This window comes from Wolbachia endosymbiont (group A) of Portevinia maculata, assembly GCF_964028525.1.
In the GTDB taxonomy this organism is placed as follows: Bacteria; Pseudomonadota; Alphaproteobacteria; order Rickettsiales; family Anaplasmataceae; genus Wolbachia.
In genome coordinates this window covers 282,181-301,019 of the sequence record NZ_OZ034786.1, presented here as the reverse complement: position 1 = coordinate 301,019, position 18,839 = coordinate 282,181, and the positions used below count along the sequence as shown (strand labels likewise).

Annotated in this window: 14 protein-coding genes and 4 pseudogenes; 7 read left to right on the top strand and 11 right to left on the bottom strand. The window is 35.2% G+C overall.

Going from position 1 to position 18,839, the window contains the following annotated elements:
* Positions 1-251: 251 nt before the first annotated feature.
* The gene (locus tag ABWU36_RS01520) at positions 252-989 is read left to right on the top strand and encodes a latrotoxin-related protein (protein WP_264688116.1); all 738 of its coding nucleotides are present in this window, start codon (positions 252-254) and stop codon (positions 987-989) included.
* Positions 990-1,070: 81 nt separating this feature from the next.
* Here the strand turns inward: ABWU36_RS01520 and ABWU36_RS01515 are convergent, their stop codons facing one another.
* From ABWU36_RS01515 to ABWU36_RS01475, 9 genes and pseudogenes are all read right to left on the bottom strand, one after another.
* Positions 1,071-1,295, bottom strand: a complete 225-nt coding sequence (locus ABWU36_RS01515) for a hypothetical protein (protein WP_253309107.1) — start codon at positions 1,293-1,295, stop codon at positions 1,071-1,073.
* Entirely contained in the window at positions 1,268-1,792 is a 525-nt protein-coding gene (locus tag ABWU36_RS01510) for a pyrimidine dimer DNA glycosylase/endonuclease V (RefSeq protein ID WP_253309106.1), read from the bottom strand. Before ABWU36_RS01510 ends, ABWU36_RS01515 begins: the two co-directional genes overlap by 28 nt.
* Before the next feature lie 20 nt (positions 1,793-1,812).
* Entirely contained in the window at positions 1,813-2,598 is a 786-nt protein-coding gene (locus ABWU36_RS01505; RefSeq protein ID WP_264688117.1) for an Rpn family recombination-promoting nuclease/putative transposase, read from the bottom strand.
* Positions 2,595-3,125, bottom strand: a complete 531-nt coding sequence (locus ABWU36_RS01500) for a group II intron maturase-specific domain-containing protein (RefSeq protein ID WP_353273209.1) — start codon at positions 3,123-3,125, stop codon at positions 2,595-2,597. Before ABWU36_RS01500 ends, ABWU36_RS01505 begins: the two co-directional genes overlap by 4 nt.
* Positions 3,126-3,341: 216 nt before the next feature.
* Positions 3,342-3,581 (bottom strand): reverse transcriptase N-terminal domain-containing protein, encoded by a 240-nt coding sequence (locus tag ABWU36_RS01495; protein WP_253309103.1) that lies wholly within the window; start codon positions 3,579-3,581, stop codon positions 3,342-3,344.
* Between the two features lie 8 nt (positions 3,582-3,589).
* A complete protein-coding gene (locus ABWU36_RS01490) occupies positions 3,590-3,856 on the bottom strand; it encodes a hypothetical protein (protein ID WP_265017506.1) in 267 nt (88 codons plus the stop codon).
* A gap of 358 nt (positions 3,857-4,214) precedes the next feature.
* Positions 4,215-4,460: pseudogene (locus ABWU36_RS01485) on the bottom strand (PD-(D/E)XK nuclease family transposase); the annotation flags it as partial.
* A 401-nt stretch (positions 4,461-4,861) separates the two neighbouring features.
* Positions 4,862-6,148, bottom strand: coding sequence for an NAD-dependent DNA ligase LigA (gene ligA / locus ABWU36_RS01480; protein ID WP_253309937.1), 1,287 nt, complete (start codon positions 6,146-6,148; stop codon positions 4,862-4,864).
* 148 nt (positions 6,149-6,296) lie between these two features.
* On the bottom strand, positions 6,297-10,397 hold the full coding sequence (locus tag ABWU36_RS01475) for a lipase family protein (RefSeq protein WP_353272917.1): 4,101 nt from the start codon (positions 10,395-10,397) through the stop codon (positions 6,297-6,299).
* Positions 10,398-10,816: 419 nt separating this feature from the next.
* Between ABWU36_RS01475 and ABWU36_RS01470 the strand changes: the two genes are divergently transcribed.
* From ABWU36_RS01470 to ABWU36_RS01445, 6 genes and pseudogenes are all read left to right on the top strand, one after another.
* Positions 10,817-14,452 (top strand): DEAD/DEAH box helicase, encoded by a 3,636-nt coding sequence (locus ABWU36_RS01470; RefSeq protein ID WP_353272916.1) that lies wholly within the window; start codon positions 10,817-10,819, stop codon positions 14,450-14,452.
* Positions 14,453-14,950: 498 nt separating this feature from the next.
* Positions 14,951-15,283: pseudogene (locus ABWU36_RS01465) on the top strand (Holliday junction resolvase); the annotation flags it as partial.
* 5 nt (positions 15,284-15,288) lie between these two features.
* Positions 15,289-16,030: pseudogene (locus ABWU36_RS01460) on the top strand (terminase gpA endonuclease subunit); the annotation flags it as partial.
* Positions 16,017-16,241 carry a gpW family protein gene (locus ABWU36_RS01455; protein ID WP_253309098.1) on the top strand — a complete coding sequence of 75 codons (225 nt, stop codon included), beginning with the start codon at positions 16,017-16,019 and terminating at the stop codon, positions 16,239-16,241. The pseudogene ABWU36_RS01460 and the gene ABWU36_RS01455, both read left to right, overlap by 14 nt.
* 26 nt (positions 16,242-16,267) lie before the next feature.
* The gene (locus ABWU36_RS01450) at positions 16,268-17,299 is read left to right on the top strand and encodes a YhcG family protein (protein WP_353273208.1); all 1,032 of its coding nucleotides are present in this window, start codon (positions 16,268-16,270) and stop codon (positions 17,297-17,299) included.
* Positions 17,299-17,608: pseudogene (locus tag ABWU36_RS01445) on the top strand (phage portal protein); the annotation flags it as partial. The gene ABWU36_RS01450 and the pseudogene ABWU36_RS01445, both read left to right, overlap by 1 nt.
* Positions 17,609-17,727: 119 nt before the next feature.
* Here the strand turns inward: ABWU36_RS01445 and ABWU36_RS01440 are convergent.
* Both ABWU36_RS01440 and ABWU36_RS01435 read right to left on the bottom strand, forming a co-directional pair.
* Positions 17,728-18,060 carry a hypothetical protein gene (locus tag ABWU36_RS01440; RefSeq protein WP_253309096.1) on the bottom strand — a complete coding sequence of 111 codons (333 nt, stop codon included), beginning with the start codon at positions 18,058-18,060 and terminating at the stop codon, positions 17,728-17,730.
* Positions 18,061-18,186: 126 nt separating this feature from the next.
* Positions 18,187-18,786, bottom strand: a complete 600-nt coding sequence (locus tag ABWU36_RS01435; protein WP_264688273.1) for an ankyrin repeat domain-containing protein — start codon at positions 18,784-18,786, stop codon at positions 18,187-18,189.
* Between the last annotated feature and the right edge of the window lie 53 nt (positions 18,787-18,839).

The window sequence follows — 18,839 nt, the reverse complement described above, 5'->3', positions numbered from 1 at the left end:
ATTTACTTTTCCAAAAATCACAAAAAAGTACCTACCTTTGTGAGAACAATTTAAATAAAAGCAGCGTTGTGAAAATAAAAACGCAAAATTGTTGCAACAAAGCCAAACAAATTAGTTCATATCTAAATGTGGCAAAAGTAGGTTAATATAGCTGACTTTATAGTATAGTAGAATTATTATATAGAAAAGTTCGAACGTATTGTTTGGTAAAGGAAAGAAACTACAAAACAATTCAAGTAGCAAACTCTTCGATGGAAGTAGAGAATGGGAACCGTAGCCGTCGTTCTATCAATCAACCTTATTTAAAACCACTTTTGTTCCAGATCCGAGGTTGGTTTGTAAACATAATGAGTCGATTATCTTTTCAAAGCGTTTCCAACAAGCAGACTCTATTATCAGCGCCTTTAGTAAATAAAGAATTTGTAAAAGGAATTGACGATAAAACTAAAGTGGTGCCAGACATTAGAAGCATTTCAGCACAATCTGATATAAATGGAAGAATACTATTAGCTGATATGTTGCTGGCCAAGAGAGGTAAAAGACAAATGTATACTTCTTCAGCAGATAAACAGATTTCTTTGCAAGAGGCACAAGGCTATTCATTAAATATCGTAGATAAGTTTGAAGCAGAACTAAAACAAGCAGCTTTTCGTTGTGGTATATCGGTACAACAATTAAAAATTAATTTTCAAGAAGTACAATTAAGTGTACTTAAGAAAGTCATAGCGGGAAACTATCATGAAATCTCAGGTATGCTGTACTCATATGCAGAAAAAGCTTGTCCAGCATTAGAGCAAAAGGAGAAATTCTCAATGTCTTTTAAAGGTAAAATCGAGCAAATGTTGCAGAAAGAAATGATGCCTTTACTGGACAAAGCAAATGTTGATCCTTCATCAGTAAGTACTAATAAAGCTGTAGCTCTATCTGGTCCTAGAACCAATTTAAATAACGTATCAATTACAACTAATTCTACTGAATTGATCAGATAGAGCCTGAGTGAAGGAAGGAGCAGGTGTTTGCATTTTTTGTGGCTACTTGCTCCTACTGTTTCTCTAACTAATGTTGATTGATCAGAAAGTCTGTTTGATTTCGTCAAGGGAAAGTCCGGTGATTTCAGCTATAACATCTATAGAGACAACGGCCTTAAGTGAATTTTTTGCCACTGCTATTTTAGCTTTCATTTCACCTTTTTCTTCGCCGATTAGGATGCCTTTTTCATGTCCGATTTGGATGGCTTCTCTATTTATGAGCTGTATTAGCTGTGGTATTACGTAGCAGGATTTCCTATTATCCAATCTGGTGCTCCTCTGCCATTTTCCCACTTAGCAAATCTCATCTTTTCCTTGAGATAATATCTCCTATAAGCTTCCACAGAACTGCTGCATTTATACTGATCCGGCAGTGCTTGTATAAAAGCTTGCATATCAGTTGATCGAAAAATGAGTAAATCCTTATTACTATCACACCAATTTATTACTTCCTCTGATTTATGCTTTCTTTTGTATCGCCAAGTGTACTCTTTACATAATTCTCTTCCGTACTCTATCAACCAACAAAAATTCCCTTTCGATTGCCTAGCCCACAAAGAACAAGGATGATTGTTGTGAGTCAGTTTATATGGGACTTCTATATTCTGATTTATGATACTGACAAAAGGATTTGGCACTTTCAATGCTGTTGAAAAAACATTACTCAATAATTGAGCAGTTTCTAATGGCATTTTTACTATATGCTTATCACATAACATTTGAGCCGCAATTGCTGGGTTTTCATCTAGTATAAAGATGTTCATCTATACACCCAAAGATAGAATTAGCTTAAGTCTTTGACTTCGTTAACTGTAAGACCAGTAGTTTGAGCTATAATATCAATAGAAACCCCTGCTTTAAGTAGATTCTTTGCAACTGCTATTTTAGCTTTCATTTCACCTTTTTCTTCGCCGATTTGGATGCCCTCTTGTCTACCTTCTTGTCTACCTTCTTGTTTAGCATCATCGAGTTTTTGAGCGAGGACAGCCTGTTCATCAAGAATACGTTTTATTTCCTGTTCGTAGGCAATAAATTCTTTCTCTGACCAATTGAATCTATTTAGCTCTTCATAGGCCTTTTTAATTATTACATCACTACCTATTATTTTTTCCAGCTCTTCTTCACTAGTCTCATCTGCATATTTAAAGAAGTATATCCATTTTTCAACTATATTTTCTAACTGATCTTCTTTTGTTTTCGGAAATTTTGGCAATTCAATAAATATAAAATAAAAATCTTTTAGATCGTGTTCATTAGTGTCTTCATCTCGAATAGTATGCTTTGATTTGTACTCAGATTTATTAGGAAACAGTACACAATCTGCTATAGCAATGAAGATAATTTCCTTAAGGTCATGGTATTGATCGCCCTTGTCAGCCTGTCTTGAATAGGCTTTGGCAGCATAGTATTGGGCGCGTTTTTCAAAGCCTTTAGTTTTAGCGACCTGGTTAGGTAAGGAAGTAGTATTACTACTACTCCCTCCCTTAGAAACGCAGCATGCAGGTTTCCCAGCACTGCGCTTGAGCCCCTTATCTAAGTTCTTCTTTTCTCGAACCGGCTTGTCTTTCATGATTCCTCGGAAAACAGCATCTTTAGTGGTGACACTAACAGTAGAGAACCTTCTCTTGAGAAAGAGCTTGCTAACATTCTTGTTCGTTTCACTCTTTTATCAAAATACTTTTTCCATTTTAAGTCAAGTGGATTTGCATCCGCCCTGATTTTAATATGACGTCTAATAGGAATATCGCTTAGTTTGAGTAAGCTCATAAACCTTATTTCCTTTGGTTTGTTCTTGCATACAGAAATAGCAAAGACCCATTGACGATGATTCGTTACTTTGAAGTAGCGATTCTTTATCCAACGTAACCCTTTACGGGGATGTCTTTTCTTTGCCCATTTCCATAAACTATGCCAAATTTCATTGTCGATCTTACTAAACGCTTTTTTAGCACACACATGACGGTAATAGTTTCCCCATCCTCTTAGTAGAGGATTGAGTGATTTAATTACTACAGCTTGTGAACTACCTATATTTGCTTTTATTAATGCACGCGCTTTTTTAAGAAACCTCTTAACACTTTCCTTCGAAGGCGTAATAATTAATTTCTTGCTGTATCTACGTACATTACAACCGAGAAAATCGAACCCTTTTGTAATAGGCTCTATCTTTTATCGTGGGTATTCCAAGAGGTCTTCTTTTGCCATTAGATTTACTGATATAAATTCGTTTTAGCGGAGAAGGTTTATACCCTCTTTGTTTTAACTGCTTTATTCCTTGAAATTTAGCATTGTAAGTTGACCATAGTTGACGATCTACACCTGCTGTGTTTTTCCTTGGTTTTCAGTTACTCTTTTAATGGCTAAAGCTTTTCCACTAAAAGAGCGTGTTAAGAGATGTTGTAAAGATTTTACCTTACTCCATCTTCCTTCTTGAACAGCCTTAACAATACGCCTTTGTAGCCTCATAACAACCTTTTGGCATTTCTTCCATGGCAACTGGTTCCATGCTTCGGAGCTGTTGGTAGGTGCACTTACAGTTTTACTTGTAATCATCTGCTTTCCTACCTTAAGTGGTTGACAAAGTTTCTTGTCACGAGGGACCAAATGGAAGTCTGCTCGTTTTCACGCGAATTAATGTTACAAATTCTATCCATTTCGTTACAAAATGGCATTCGCTTTCTCCATTTTCCTTTACCTGCATTTTCATCAGCGTTCCTTGCGGTTTGCTTGCCATATAGGCGGAAATACAGGCTTACCCTGTTCCTTCTGTCATACAACAGTGGGTTAGGTGACTTCTCTATACCGGTGGAGTTATTATTTGCGTACATCTAGAGATGAAAAATGTAACTTATCCACATTACCTTTTGGTCAGAGCTTATCAGCATCTTTAGCTCTTCAATTTTTACGATACTTACGAAGCTTCACTTACGTTCACCATACCACTAGCCTAGCCCTCCAACCACATGATGCTTGTAGTTTATGCTCCTCTTACGATTACGCATCTTCTTTTTCAAGAGGAGGTTCATTGTCCGCATCGCTCGGCACCAACCGGTTACCCGATTCGCACTGATGCGTAGACTCAGATGGCAAAACATCTGGTTTAATAAGTTTTAGAACTCTTTCAGTTTCTTTCTGAAGGAATTCCTCTCCCTTTAAACAATATGACCGAAGACTTTCAGGTCGCACCATCTCGCAAATGTATTGAGCACCTGTAGAATCTCTACAGAGAACATCAACAATACTTTGCTTTTTAGCGGCGATATCAGGGTCTTGAATAGTACTTAAAAACTCTATATCCTGTATTGCATTTTTGCCAGCAAAACCCAGAATATCATTGAGGAAGTGAATAAGGATACCTTTATTTTTTTCAGTACCAAAGATACGGCGAAATGCGACATCATTCTTTGGATCGAGAAACTTCGAAAGAGCCATAGCAAGGGTACCTAAAAAGCATTAATAATTATACATAATTCTGAAAAAATATTCAACTTCTTTATTTTTAGTTTATTTTTTTAAGTTTTGAATGCGTTGATGAAAAAAATGTCTCCCATAGATGGCTTTAGAATACTACTACGCACCTTAGAGGTCCTTTTAGTAGATCTTTTTATAACCCCCTCATAAAGCGCCTAAAAACCCCTGCAAATGAATTCATGAGCTATAAAGAGCTCTAAAAACACTTATTTTTGGTGTAAGAGACTAACCTGGCGATGAAATTAAGTAGTTATGCCCCCAAAATTGAAGTTATACATATAAAGGCCATTCTGAACTGGTCTAAGTGTTTCTTTTATGATGAAAAAGCCATTCTTTCTCAGTTAAAATTTTAACACCTAGTTCTAAAGCTTTTTTATACTTTGACCAGGTTTTTCACCGACAACCAAGAAGTCCGTTTTAGGCGATACATTTGAACTCACAATTGCGCCTAAAGATTCCATTAGTGCTTGCGCTTCATTTCTTTCCATTTTTGAAAGTTTTCCAGTAAAAACTACTGTTTTGCCATTAAAAATGGAATTGCTAGTATTAGCAACCACAGGCAGAATATTTAACTGAGCAGCAAGGTCATTTACCATTTCAATATTATCCTCATCAGAGAAAAATTCCTCCAAGGAAGTTATAGTTTCTTCGCCTATGCCTATTATGCTCATTAATTTATCAGGAGCTTCTCTATCATAAGGTAATTGAGCCATAACTTCATACCAACCATCATAAGATTTGTAATGATTAGCTAGTATTTTTGCTACGTGTGGTCCTACAAGTCTAATTCCCAAAGAAGTTATAAACTTTTCAAGCGTTACAGTTCTTCTGCTGTTGATTGAGTTCAATAAATTAGATATTGATTTTTCACCCCATCCCTCTTGTTCACTTAAGTTGAAATTTTTGAGTTTTTCTTCGAGAGCAAAAATGTCAGATATTTTCCTTATCAAACCAAGGTCATAAAGGAACTCCACTTGGTTACTGCCAAAACCTTTAATGTCAAGAACTTCCACAAAATATTTTAACTTTCCTATTCGCTGTGCTTGGCAACCGTTTTCTCCGGAACATCTAGCTGTAGCTTCATCTTTAAATATATCTACTGCACTTCCGCATTCCGGGCAAGTATCAGGAAATATAAACTTTGGTGTATTCCGAGAACGAGACTTTTTATCCACTTCTACAATGCGGGAAATAACATCTCCAGCTCGTTCTACTACTACGATATCACCTTCCCTTATGTCTTTGCGCTTAATTTCATCTTTATTATACAGATTTGCCCTAGTAATGAGAACCCCTCCTATATTTATCGGAACTAATTCAGCGATTGGAGTTAATTGACCTGTTTTGCCTACTTGTACTGATATCTTCTTTATCTTGGTTTTTCCTTGAGTTGCAGGAAGTTTGTGTGCTGTAGATTCACGTGGTGCCTTGTTAGTATTTTCAAGATGTTCTTGCAACTGTAAGTTATTAATTTTATAGACTACCCCGTCGACATCGTAACCTAATTCATGGCGATTATCACAGATTCTGTTATAAAACCCCAGCATTTCGTCCACATTGTTTGCTAAAAATTTATACTCATTAACACAGAATCCTAGCTCTTTTAACTTGTTTAATACTTCAAATTGAGTCTTTTCTGCTCCACCAATTAAAGAATAGGCAAAGTACCTGAGTACTTTCGCCGAAGTATTTATCGAGTACGCATTTTAAATCAGGCTTTGGTTCTTATTTTACAATAATTAACATGATGATAATTAATTATTAAATGGTAAACTACTATATTTATTCTTCAACTTATTATACAATGGATGCACTAGCTGGAGGTTTAACATTACTACCCTCAAGTAAACTTGAAGGCCTATTACAACTAGCTGGAGGTTCAACTAAATTTGAAGGTCTGTTACAGTAATATATGATTGTAGCTGCAACTAGACAACAAGCTCCAACTGCTATTCCTACCATTAGCATTTCCAAGTAAACTGCAATAGCTATCCCTGTAGCAACTCCGGTTATTGCTAACATAGCAGCAGCTATCACAGGCAACTTACTTTTTGCATTTTGTGGAGCAGGGTTGTTTTTGTCTGGATAACTAGGTTGTTTGCTGTTACCTTGAACATTATTTACTTGGTTAGAGTCTTTACTAGCTACTAAAGGTACCCCTGTTGGTATTAGTTTTGGTTGTGTATCTTTTTTACCACTATTCTTATCTAAACTTTTAGGTGCAGCTAGTTGAACAGATGGTGCAGTACCATCTTTATTAATAAATTGTTGAACAGTAGCTTGTAACTGAATTTCACTTGAATCACTATGATTATCATTACTAATAACGGAAGCTGCTACATCATCTCCAACTGATATATCTTGAGCAGTTTGTGCAGCAAGTTCTTCTGATTTCTTGAGAACTATAGGAATTGCTTGTTGAATAGGAATTTGTTTATCCTCACCATCGCTACTGATAATAGAGGTTGATTGATCATTTATAGTAGTGCTACCGACTTCTACATCATCACTTTGAATATTAGAAACAGAATCACTTGGTTGTTGATCGTTGCCATGAGTATTATTTTCTTGTTCTAAGGCTGGTGTTTTAACAGTAGAAAAATTAGTAATAGCATTGACAGTTCTACTATTAGATTCACCTCTTGTAAACAAGTCCATAAGTGCTTTTGCTATTTTTTGAAGTCCTCCTTGACTTGCTTTACTAATATCATTAAAACCCAAGGATACGGAACTACCAGTGGAGGTAGAAACTACGACTTGTGATATCCCAGCGTTAAGAAACTTCTGTACTATCTCACTAATATTACCAGCAATAAACTCGACTGAAAGCCCAGTAGCATTCTTTTTATAAAACTTGTTAAGAATTTTAGCACCACCATGAGGAACAACCTGTTGAGTACCCAAAGTTGCAACACGCAAATCTCCTGCATTTCCTGTTTTGGTAATGACATCTCCCATACCGTAACCTGTACTTGCTACAAGCTCTTTTTCATTACTTGGTACAAGTATTTGTTCAGGAATTCCTGGAGTGTTACTGCTACCAGCTTTTTCATCATTCATTTGCTGATTCTCATCACTCTGCACTGCGATTTGTACATTATTATTGCTATGATCACCTAAAGATGAATTCGTTGAAGAAACTTCAGCTATTGTTAACGTTGAGATAGCTGCGGTAGAAGAAGAACCTCCATTAAGTTTATTACTCTTTTTCTCTTTCTTCATAAGTGCCAAGCTTCCTGGATAGTTATCAATTAAGGTTTTCAATAGCCTCAGACTAATAGTGTCTCCACTGAGATAATAATTACTGTTAACAAAAAAAGCAATATCAGGAACGTTAACTTTTAACCCTTCACCTCTTTCATGTCTAGGTAAAGATGGCATCACAAAGGTTATAAACCCGTCTTCACCAGGTTCAGAATCCTCATAAATTACTACTTTCTGTTCATTACTAGATCCAGAATATTTCATCATTTCAGAAAGTGAAGCATCTTTATGTTTGTTCTTTACTTGTTTAAAATACTGCTCATCACCATTTGAATGGGTATTTGGAATGAGGTAACTTGGTGCAGTGAATACATTATAGAATGCTGTAACAAGGTAAGAAGGATAATAGTATATAGATACACTATTATCAGACTTAAATTGGTCAGGTTCAATATTTATAATAAGATTGCGATATATGTCTAATGAATGGGCATAAGAATCACTAGTTGCCCTTAATTGTTCACCCACGTGCTTATAACCCATAGAACCAGATGGTAATGAAGGTATGAAATCTGATTGATTAACTACTCTAATAATTTTCTTTCCAAGGCGCTCTTCATAAACCTTAGCAGCAGAAGGGTCAAAAACCCTTGGAGAAGCAAAAGTTGCAACATGCAAATCTTCTGCACCCTCTCTTACACTTAAACATAGAGCAGCTATGGTGGCAATGGCACCTCCCATACTATGACCTGTAAGGTTAATTTTAAAATCTTTAATTTCTAACTTTTGATCATTAGCATACCCTCTTAGTATCTCATAAACACTGCCCCAAGAATCCTTAAATAAAGAATAAAAACCTGAGTGGATCTTTCCACCTTCAGGTAAAAGCCCAGGTGCACAAATTAAAGGTATTCTAATATCTGTAATATAGTCAAAGAGATTACGACTACCGCGGTAAACTATAGTTATTTCCTTATCTTTTATAAAAACGTAACCAGCATGTCGATATTGTTTACCATCATTCACGTTATAAAACTGAACAATTTTATATCCTTCTTCCTTAAGTTTAGCTGGAACTTTATAAGATCTTTCCTCTAACTCAGAAAACTTTTGACTATTAAGGTTATAATCACTAACATAATAGCCTATCTTAACAAAATTGATGATTTCTAATAACTTCTCTTGGCTAAATCCTGCAATTTCAGTTTTATTTGGTCCTAAAATACCTGGCCTTTGCTCTTCTTGAATATCAGTTATTTCAAATTTATCTTGTTCTAGATTTGAATCATCTTCATTAAGTTCCTCATTAAACTGACCGGCAACATTATTATCTACACTTATAAAAGTATGACAAGCGTTTTGATATCTTTGTTGGATGGTTAAAAACTCCACTCCTGAATTTTCAGCGAGTTTCAATATAAAATTTGTGTACACATTTTGAATAATTGAGGAATGTTTTTCACGTATAACATTATCTAAAATAGTAACTAGACTATTTTGCAAGAAGGTCTGCCTATCTGTATCGCCTGAAAATTTGGAATCATTTTTAATTAAATCTAGTACTTTTATTATAAAATCTGTACTGCCAGTACATGAGGCGGCTTGCAAAACTAGGTCATAAATTTTTTGTTTTTTTTCCTTACGTCCATTACCTGCACTATCAATATTTTTTAGAACCTGGTTTTTAATTTGTTCAATAATTTTCTCATCTGCAAATGCTTCTTTATAGATTTCTTGAATTATTGAACCTTTCTTTTCAATACGTTCTCTGCACAAGTACTCAACAATTGAAACATGCTCCTGGCTTATTACAGTTTCTAAAAAAGTAACAATACACTTTTTTAATAGATCTTTTTTAGCCTGATCATCAATATATCTTTCAAGTGAATCCAGTACTATCTTCATAAAGTCTTTATTTTTAGCGAGAGATGCTGTTTCAAGTACACCATATAAAGAGTCAGGGCTACCTTCTTGCAATACTGCTTTAAGATCTCCTAAGACATCTTCTACAAGAACTGAGTTCAATAAATTCTGCTCTTTTCTTAGCGCTATAATTGAGAAAAAGCCAATCTTGTTGAGCTCGTTAAGTTGTACAACTTGATCTTTTAATTCAATATAAAGGTCAGGAAATCTCTCTATAAAAGCTGCAATATATTTTTGACTGCCAATAAGTAGAGGTAAAAGACTCAAATTTCCTTCAGCAAAAAGTATGTCCTGGTATTTTTCTGCAAGTTTGTCATTAGCTGCAATTGCTAAAAGTACCAGCTCTTTTACTGGATAACTATAATTGCATTTTACTTGATCAAAACTATATTGTGACAGTATATTTGAATATATATGTCGGTGATCGCTTCTCTTTTCTAAGTCCAAGTTAAGTTGATTTAAACAGAAATTTTTGAGATTTTCATTATCTAATTTAACAGGTTGACCATCATAATCTTCAATGCTTCGTACAATCGTATCTAATTCTTTATAATTATTATACTCTATGGCATTATTTAGAATATTTATTATTTTAGCAAAAGTTAAACTTTCAGGAACTACAACAAATAAATCTTCTACTTCAATATCTGAACCTTCAGAATGGTGATGCTCCTTAACTTCAGCTTCCTCTTGATTTACATTAACCCAACTTGAATCTTCAGTTGGCAAACTTGCAGTACTTGATGTTAAAGAATTAGTTTGAATAACCAATATATTACCCCTATTAATATAACTTCTTAAGTATACCACTAAACATTAATTTTGCCAAGCAAACCTTTTAACCCCAATTCTGTATGGTCACAGAGAGTGATGAATTGTAAATAAATTAGGAGCACTGGTTACATATAAATTCATAAGGTTTTGAGAGTTTTAAGTCTTTTTGTATAGTCTTGGTTGCACTTTTATGCAGCTCAACATAAGTAAATTTGATCTATAGCAACAAACAAATGCTTATTTTAACTTATTTCTGTTGGCGTTTTATAGTAGTAATTGATGTTAAACCGTTCTAAAATTGGTAGCTTGCTCTGAAGAAACACTATAGTTGTTTAAGGTGGGTTTGATATATTTAGAAAAATTATCTATAAGATTAATATTCAATTTATTTATATTGAAATATACGATTTTATAAAATGACTATTTATGGAAGAACATGGTGGAGTAAGAAGTGGCTTCAATGCCTTGGTGGAGTTGACTGCGATAATCGATTACAACGTGGTAGAACCTATGCCAATGATGGGAGAGTCTCTGGTATTAAAATTAATAGTAATGTAATCGTAGCTAAAGTTTATGGTTCGGGTCAATCATATAGAGTTGAAGTTATACTAAGAGAATTCAATGCTTCAGAGAAGCATGCCATTCATAAAATTATAAAAACTTCACCAGCTATATTATCTCGGTTAATAAACAGACGGTTACCGAGCAGCTTACTTGATAAACTCAATGATTCTGGCATTAAGTTGTTTCCCTCAAAATGGAAAGAAATAAAAACAATCAGCTTGTTTGATAAACTCAATAATTTTTACACTAAATTGTTTTCTTTAAAATGGAGAGAAGTAAGAACGATCAATTTGCTTGATAAGCTCAATGATCTTGGTACGAAATTGTTTACTTCAGAGCGGAAAGAAATAAATGCAAGATGCAATTGTCCTGATTGGGCTGTACCTTGTAAGCATATTGCTGCTGTAATTTATCTTATTGCTAAAGAGATTGATAGAAATCCTTTATTGGCTTTTAATATTCGTAATTGTAACTTACTAGCATTCATTGATGATTTTTGGGATGGAAAATTAGGAGATGTTCAAAAAATCTTAACGCTTGATGATGTATTTAAACCATGCGATCAAGCAACTTCCAATCAAGTAATTTTAGATAACATTGACTTATCAACTATTCCTGACCTTGCTAATTGTGTTTGCAGTATTTTGACGAATAATCCGCTTTTTTTTGAGAAAAACTTTTGCCATACCTTGCAAACAGCTTATAAGCATTGGCAAAGATATCCCACAGGAAATCAGTCTTTTACAGAAGAAGAACTGTTTATTGAGAAATGGGTGCATATCGAACATTGGCAAACATTTCAACTATTTATTGATGATCGTTATCAACTGATTCAGGTAAACAATGGTATAAGTAAGTTATTTGCAACCGATAAAAATTTACCAAAAAATGTAGCACAATTTTTAAACGACATTCCTAATTCGTTACTTTACAGGCTTAATCCTGAACTTCGCTTCATGCATATGATTTCACAGTTTGCACATATGCTGATGGAAAAGTCAGCGCTAATACCACAAGTATTACAAAACAAAAGAGAAGAAATTATAATGAGATGGATTCCTGCGTTGTTTAATGAATCAGTTAAGGAAATTCATAGCAAGATATCATCTATTTGTCCGCCTCTATTGGTGCAGTACAAGGGACGTGCTATAGAACCAGAGGAACAGGTAAATGTTGCTACTTCTCTCATCCTTTTAGGATATATAACAAACAATTTTCCTGTATCACTTGATGAATATAAATATGTGAACATCTTTAGACTGTTTTTCACTGGCAAGTATCAAAAGTTTCATGGACTAATCGACAAAGAAAAATCGCAAATAATTAATGTCTGGTTGTCACACCTTTACTTAGCAGGTAAACCATACAAATTTCATTTAATTATACGGGATCATTACGACAGATTTGAACTTGACGTACAGATATCTCTGGACGGTACAGAGCCACCGATGAAATTAGATAAGGCACTTCCTAATCAAAATAAAGAATTAAGACTGAGTATTTTATCTGACCTTGCATTTTTGCTTGAGCATATACCAGAATTAGAAAAATCAATCAACAGTAATCGTACATTATTTCTATACTTAGATCGTTTCTCATCAGTGTTTACAGACACTTTGCCGATATTAAGAACGATTGGCATTGTAGCTGTTTTACCAGAATCCTTGCAAAAAGTCTTCAAACCGCAATTAAGTCTTAACTTGTCTACTAAAGATGAAATAAAAGAAGAAGATGATGATAATCACGAAATCTTCATGATGTTTGAGGACATATTAAAGTTTGATTGGAGAGTAGCAATAGGTGATAAGAAGTTTAGTATTTCAGAGTTTAAGAGGCTACTAAAAAACTCTCGTAAACTTGTGCGTATTATGGATCAGTATGTACTTCTAGATGACAAACAAGTAGGAGGTTTACTAAAGAAACTTGATAAGCTACCTAATTCTCTCAATCGAGCAGAACTCGTGCAAGCTGTTTTAACAGGTGAGTTGGATGAAACTAAAGTAGCATTTGACCAGCAGCTTACAAGCTTGTTTAAAAAACTTAACACTTATACACCTGTAACTACGCCAAACAATCTGACAGCACAATTGCGCCCATATCAAGAACGCGGATTTAGCTGGCTTGTACAGAACATAGAAAGTGGGTTTGGTAGCATAATTGCTGATGATATGGGTCTTGGTAAGACTATACAAGTTATTGCAGCTATTCTATATTGTAAAAATGCAGGATTTTTAAATCGGGATAGAGTTTTGATAGTAGCTCCAACAAGCATATTAAGTAATTGGCAACGAGAGATGGAACGTTTTGCACCAGAATTAAAGCTTTTCATCTATCACGGACAAAATCGAGAATTAGCAAGTGATTATGATGTGGCTCTAACATCTTATGGTATTGCACGTAGCGATAAGAGAGAACTTGACAAAGTTGGATGGTTTTTGCTCGTAATTGATGAAGCACAAAATATTAAGAACCGTGACGCTGACCAAACCAGAGCAATTAAAGCTATAAAAGCAAAATGTAGAATAGCTATGAGTGGTACACCTGTTGAGAATAGACTGCTAGAGTATTGGAGTATTTTTGATTTTACCAATAAATCTTACCTAGGTAGTGCTACCCAGTTTAAGACCAACTTTGCAATACCAATTGAGAAAGAGAGAGATAAATCTTGCCTAGAAAGGTTCATGAAAATAACTAGCCCTTTTATGTTACGTAAACTTAAGAGCGATAAAAGCATTATTCAGGATTTACCAGATAAAATTGAGAGTAATTGTTATTGTTTTCTCACTCCAGAGCAAGCGGCTCTTTACCAAGAAGTTGTTGATGCGAATATGGGAAAAATAGAAAAAAGTGAAGGAATTGAACGTAAGGGACTAATCTTTAAACTTATCAATGCTTTAAAGCAAATTTGTAACCATCCATCACAGTTTGGCAAGAAAAAGCGTGCGAGTATTGAACAATCCGGTAAAATGCAGATGCTTGAGGAAATATTGATTAGTATTGGTGAAGTTGCAGAAAAATCATTGATATTTACTCAATACACTGAAATGGGTGAAATTATATCTAAATTGCTTGAAGAAAGGTTTGAATCAAAAGTGCCATTTTTACATGGAGGACTGTCCCGTAAAGCACGAGACGAAATGGTTAATGACTTTCAAAACTTATTCCAGTCCAACATTCTTATAGTGTCTTTAAAAGCTGGAGGAACAGGACTTAATTTAACAGCAGCAAATCATGTAATACATTATGACTTATGGTGGAACCCAGCAGTGGAAGCACAAGCAACAGATCGGGCCTATCGTATCGGGCAAGAACGTAATGTTATAGTGTACAGGCTACTTTCAACAGGTACATTTGAAGAGCGTATTGATGAGATGATTCAAAGCAAGAAGGAATTGGCAAACCTAACTATAAGTAGTGGCGAGAGTTGGATTACAGAATTTAACAATGACCGGTTAAGAGATTTAGTTAATATAAAAAATGCACTATAATATATCTGAGTTATTTAATGTAAAGAACCAGATAACTACCGCTCAATAGTTCAAAATAGAGACAAAGATCAAAATTTATGTCTCCAACAGAAAAGCTTCTTTTGTAGTAGTCAAAAAAAGCAGAGATATAGGGCTTTCTGAAGGGAGGCTCTTGAAATTAAAACCAAAAAGATACAGTTTTACATAGCCCATTTCAATTGTCTCTACTGCAACCCAATTCTTTAAAACGTTTTAGAGGATTGTTATAGCGTTATTAGTGATTTGGATAGAGAGATAGCACCTTTATCAAAAACCCATGTAACCTCTTTAAAATCCCGACAAACAGTTATTTCCAAAATGGAAACAACTCAAATAGCGAAGACTTCTGTTGTAAAAAACGTAATTAGCTGCCTTAAAATTATTTTAACTTTTTTTCACATTTTTTGGACGAATTTCTGAGAATTTACGTATATATATTACATGCATATATTTGCTGTCTCTAGATGAAAATTTCCAGTTATGTCAATCCTAACACTCGACCTCGGCAAGCAAACCGGCTGGGCAATTCTTACAGATGGAGTAATCCAAAGTGGCAGTGAGAGTTTTCACTCTAGCCGTTTCAGCGGAGGTGGCATGTGCTTTTTAAGTTTTAGTAATTGGCTTAATTCCTTGAAAGACATTTCTACAGTGTACTTTGAGGAGGTAAGGAGACACCTTGGAACTGATGCTGCGCATTGTTATGGTGGTTTCTTTGCTGTTTTAGCTGCTTGGTGTGAAAAGCATCATATACCTTATCAAGGTGTACCTGTCAAGACGATAAAACGTTTTATCACCGGTAAAGGCAATGCAAGTGTGGCAAAGTAGTGTTAACGGCAGGGGTTGATGTACAAAAAGATCGTTTAGAGGCAGAAATTGTAGCATGGGGAAGAAATCGAGAAAGTTGGTCAATAGACTACCAAGTATTTGAAGGAGATCCGGGAGGAGAAGAAGTATGGGGAAAACTTTCGGAATTATTAAATCATCATTTTATCGGTGAAAATGGTCTTGAATACATGATAAGCATGATGGCGGTAGATGCTGGGTATGCAACACAAGAGGTATACAACTGGGTAAGAGGTCACCAGGGCTCTGGGAGAGTAATTGGCAGTGAAAGGGGCAAACAAAGCGCTAGTGCCACTTAGCAGCCCAAGTAGAGTTGATGTAACAGTTAGCGGACAAAAGCTAAAGAGAGGAATGAAGCTGTGGCCAGTTGGGGTATCGATATTAAAGTCAGAGCTTTTTCAGCTACTTAATGTTTTAACAGAAGGGGCGCCGGGGTATTGTCATTTTCCAGAGTATACACCTGAGTATTTTAAACAGCTAACCGCAGAGCAACTAATTACCAAGGTAGTAAAAGGATATACCAAACAAGAGTGGCAAAAGATAAGAGACCGAAATGAAGTACTAGATTGCAGAGTTTACGCAAGAGCTGCGTCTATTGCCCTGGGGATTGATAGATGGCCAGAGAGTAAATGGGAGAGTTTAGTAGGTGAAAAAACTAAAAAGCCTAAAAAGGTAAGAAAGAGTAGATGGCTGGGTGAGAAGAATGTACAGCAGTGAATATTTAGCCCAAGTTGAAGAAGCGATAAAGAAGCTGCAAAGCGGGGAAAGGGTTGTCTCAATTGCATATGGTGACCATGTAGTTCGGTACGGGGAAGTTCAAATAAAGGATTTATTGGAGCTCAGGCAACGAATCAAAGCAGAGTTAAAAGTTGCAGGTGTGAAGCCGAAGAGAAAGATTGTTATTGCAACGAATAAAGGGATCATATAATGATAAAAATCGTTGAAAGGAACACTATGACAAAAATTATAGGAAAAGAATATACAGAATTTTTAGAGCAGTTGAAAGAACATATTGCTATTAGTCGTTATAAGGCAGCAAGAACAGTAAATAAAGAACTGCTACTGCTTTATCATTATATTGGAACGCGGATTCTAGAAAAACAAAAGAGTCAGAGTTGGGGATCTAAAGTAATTGAGCAGTTAAGTAGAGACTTAAAGGCTGAATTCCCGGAAATGAAAGGTTTTAGCACGAGAAACTTGAAATATATGCGTCAATTTGCAGTGGAGTATCAAGATATTGAATTTGTGCAACAACTTGTTGCCCAATTGCCGTGGGGACATAATGTATTTCTAATGGACTTAGTTCAGGACAAAGAAGCGAGGCTATTCTACATAAAAGAAGCTATTGAACATGGCTGGTCACGTAACATTATGGTGATGCAGATAGAGCTTGGTCTACATAAACGTCAAGGGAAAGCTATTACTAACTTTGAAGAAAAATTACCATCTCCACAATCCGATCTAGCACATTACACATTAAAAGATCCATATATTTTTGATTTTTTAAGTATAGGTAAGGATGCTCACGAAAGAGAAGTAGAAAAGGGACTTGTAGGGCATATGGAAAAATTTCTGTTAGAACTCGGTGAGGGATTTGCATTTGTTGGTAGACAATTTCATTTAGATGTTGGTAATAAAGACTTTTATATTGATTTATTATTCTATCATTTAAAGTTACGTTGCTTCATAGTAATTGAACTAAAAGATAAAGATTTTAAACCAGAGTATGCAGGTAAAATGAATTTTTATCTTTCCGCAGTTGACGATTTACTGAAGCACTCGACAGATCAACCTTCTATATGGTTAATCTTATGTAAATCTAAAGACGATGTACTTGCTAAATATACACTCAAAGACATAAATAAACCAATAGGATTAGCGGAATATCGAATAACTGAAAATCTACCAGAAAACATCAAAACAGCTTTGCCAACAATAGAAGAGTTAGAAGCTGAATTATCGAAAGTTTCAGATAAGGAAAAGTAATGCTACTAAAATCATTCAAGCAATTATTCCGCAAACCACCAAAGTCTAAAGGTTCAGCATGGAGGTTCAGGAAGGAGATTATTGCACTTTCAACCAGAGTCAGGAAGTATAAATAGCTTACTTTCCCAAAGCCTTGAACACTTACGCAGTCGGTCTCGTGATATGGTAAGAAAGAACTCCTATGCAGCAAACATAATCGATACGATAGTGAGTAATTGCGTTGGAACAGGAATAAAACCGCAATCAAAAGCTAAAGATGCAGAGTTTCGGAAAAAAGTGCAAGAATTATGGCTGAGATGGACAGATGAACCAACAGGACCAGAGCCTGCGATGATAATGTTTTTCATTTTTACCTCATATGAACCACCTAATGCTAGGCTTACCATAATATGAGATATAATGTAACAGTTTTTTTATTTAGAAATAGACTACTGTGGTGATTGCTGTGCTGCTACAAAACGCTCATATTCTACTTTTGCCATTTTAGTACTGGGTTTAAACGCTTCATATGTAATACGACCAGCTGCAAGTGCTGCTACTGTAACTAAAGCTGCTGCGCCTATTATACGTGGTGCATCTGGTGTAATATTGCCAGTTGTGAAAAGTGTTATTGCTGCTACAGCGCCTAGTAACAGTGTTGAATAACGAACAAAGAGGCCTCCATTGCGTGCTTTTTCAAATTGTGCTAAACACCCATCACCAGACCCAGGTGAAAGCTTACTATTACCCACAAATAAAAACATAGTATTGTATTTACTCAAATAATTTAATTTTATTAACCTGAAAGCTTATTGGATTAAAATTATTAAACTAAGAGTTATAATTTTAGCAACTAAAAGCTGTAAATTGCACCATATAAACAGTTATTTCAAGCAAAAGTTATGCCATTAAGAGCTATGCAACAAACATTTATATTTGTGGGTAATAGTAAGAGGTGAAAGGAGCCATGCACGCCCGTATACATAGCTATATACTGGAGTTTCACTATTTTTATCCTTCACCCAAGGATCTGCACCATTTTGTATGAGAAGCCGTATTATAGATTCACTACCACTAACTGCAGCATAATGTAAAGGAGTACATTCCCAGATATCTTTTGTATGAACATTTGCGCCGTTTTTTATTAGAATCCTTGCTGCTTCTAGCTGATTACTTTCAGCAGCTGCATGTAAAGGAGTATGGCTATGCTTGCCATCAACATCTGCACCACTTTCTATCAGAATTTTTATTATGTTCGTATGGCCATGTTTAGCAGCTACATGCAGTAATGTACCTTGCCAACTAGCAATATTAGTAGTAAATTGGCAGTCTAATGAAAACTTACTTTCTTTCCATACATTATATTCTTCCTTTGCTAATGCTCCTTCAAATCCACTATCTAGTTTGCTTTTCTCTTCTAGTTTTTTCTTTATCTTTTTAACTATATTATTCGAGTTTAAATCTTGATCATTATTTAATACTTCCAGTATTTCATGTAGCGGCTCCATAATCACCCTCTCTCTTTAATTAAATAATACATTATGACTACCCTGTAGAAGAG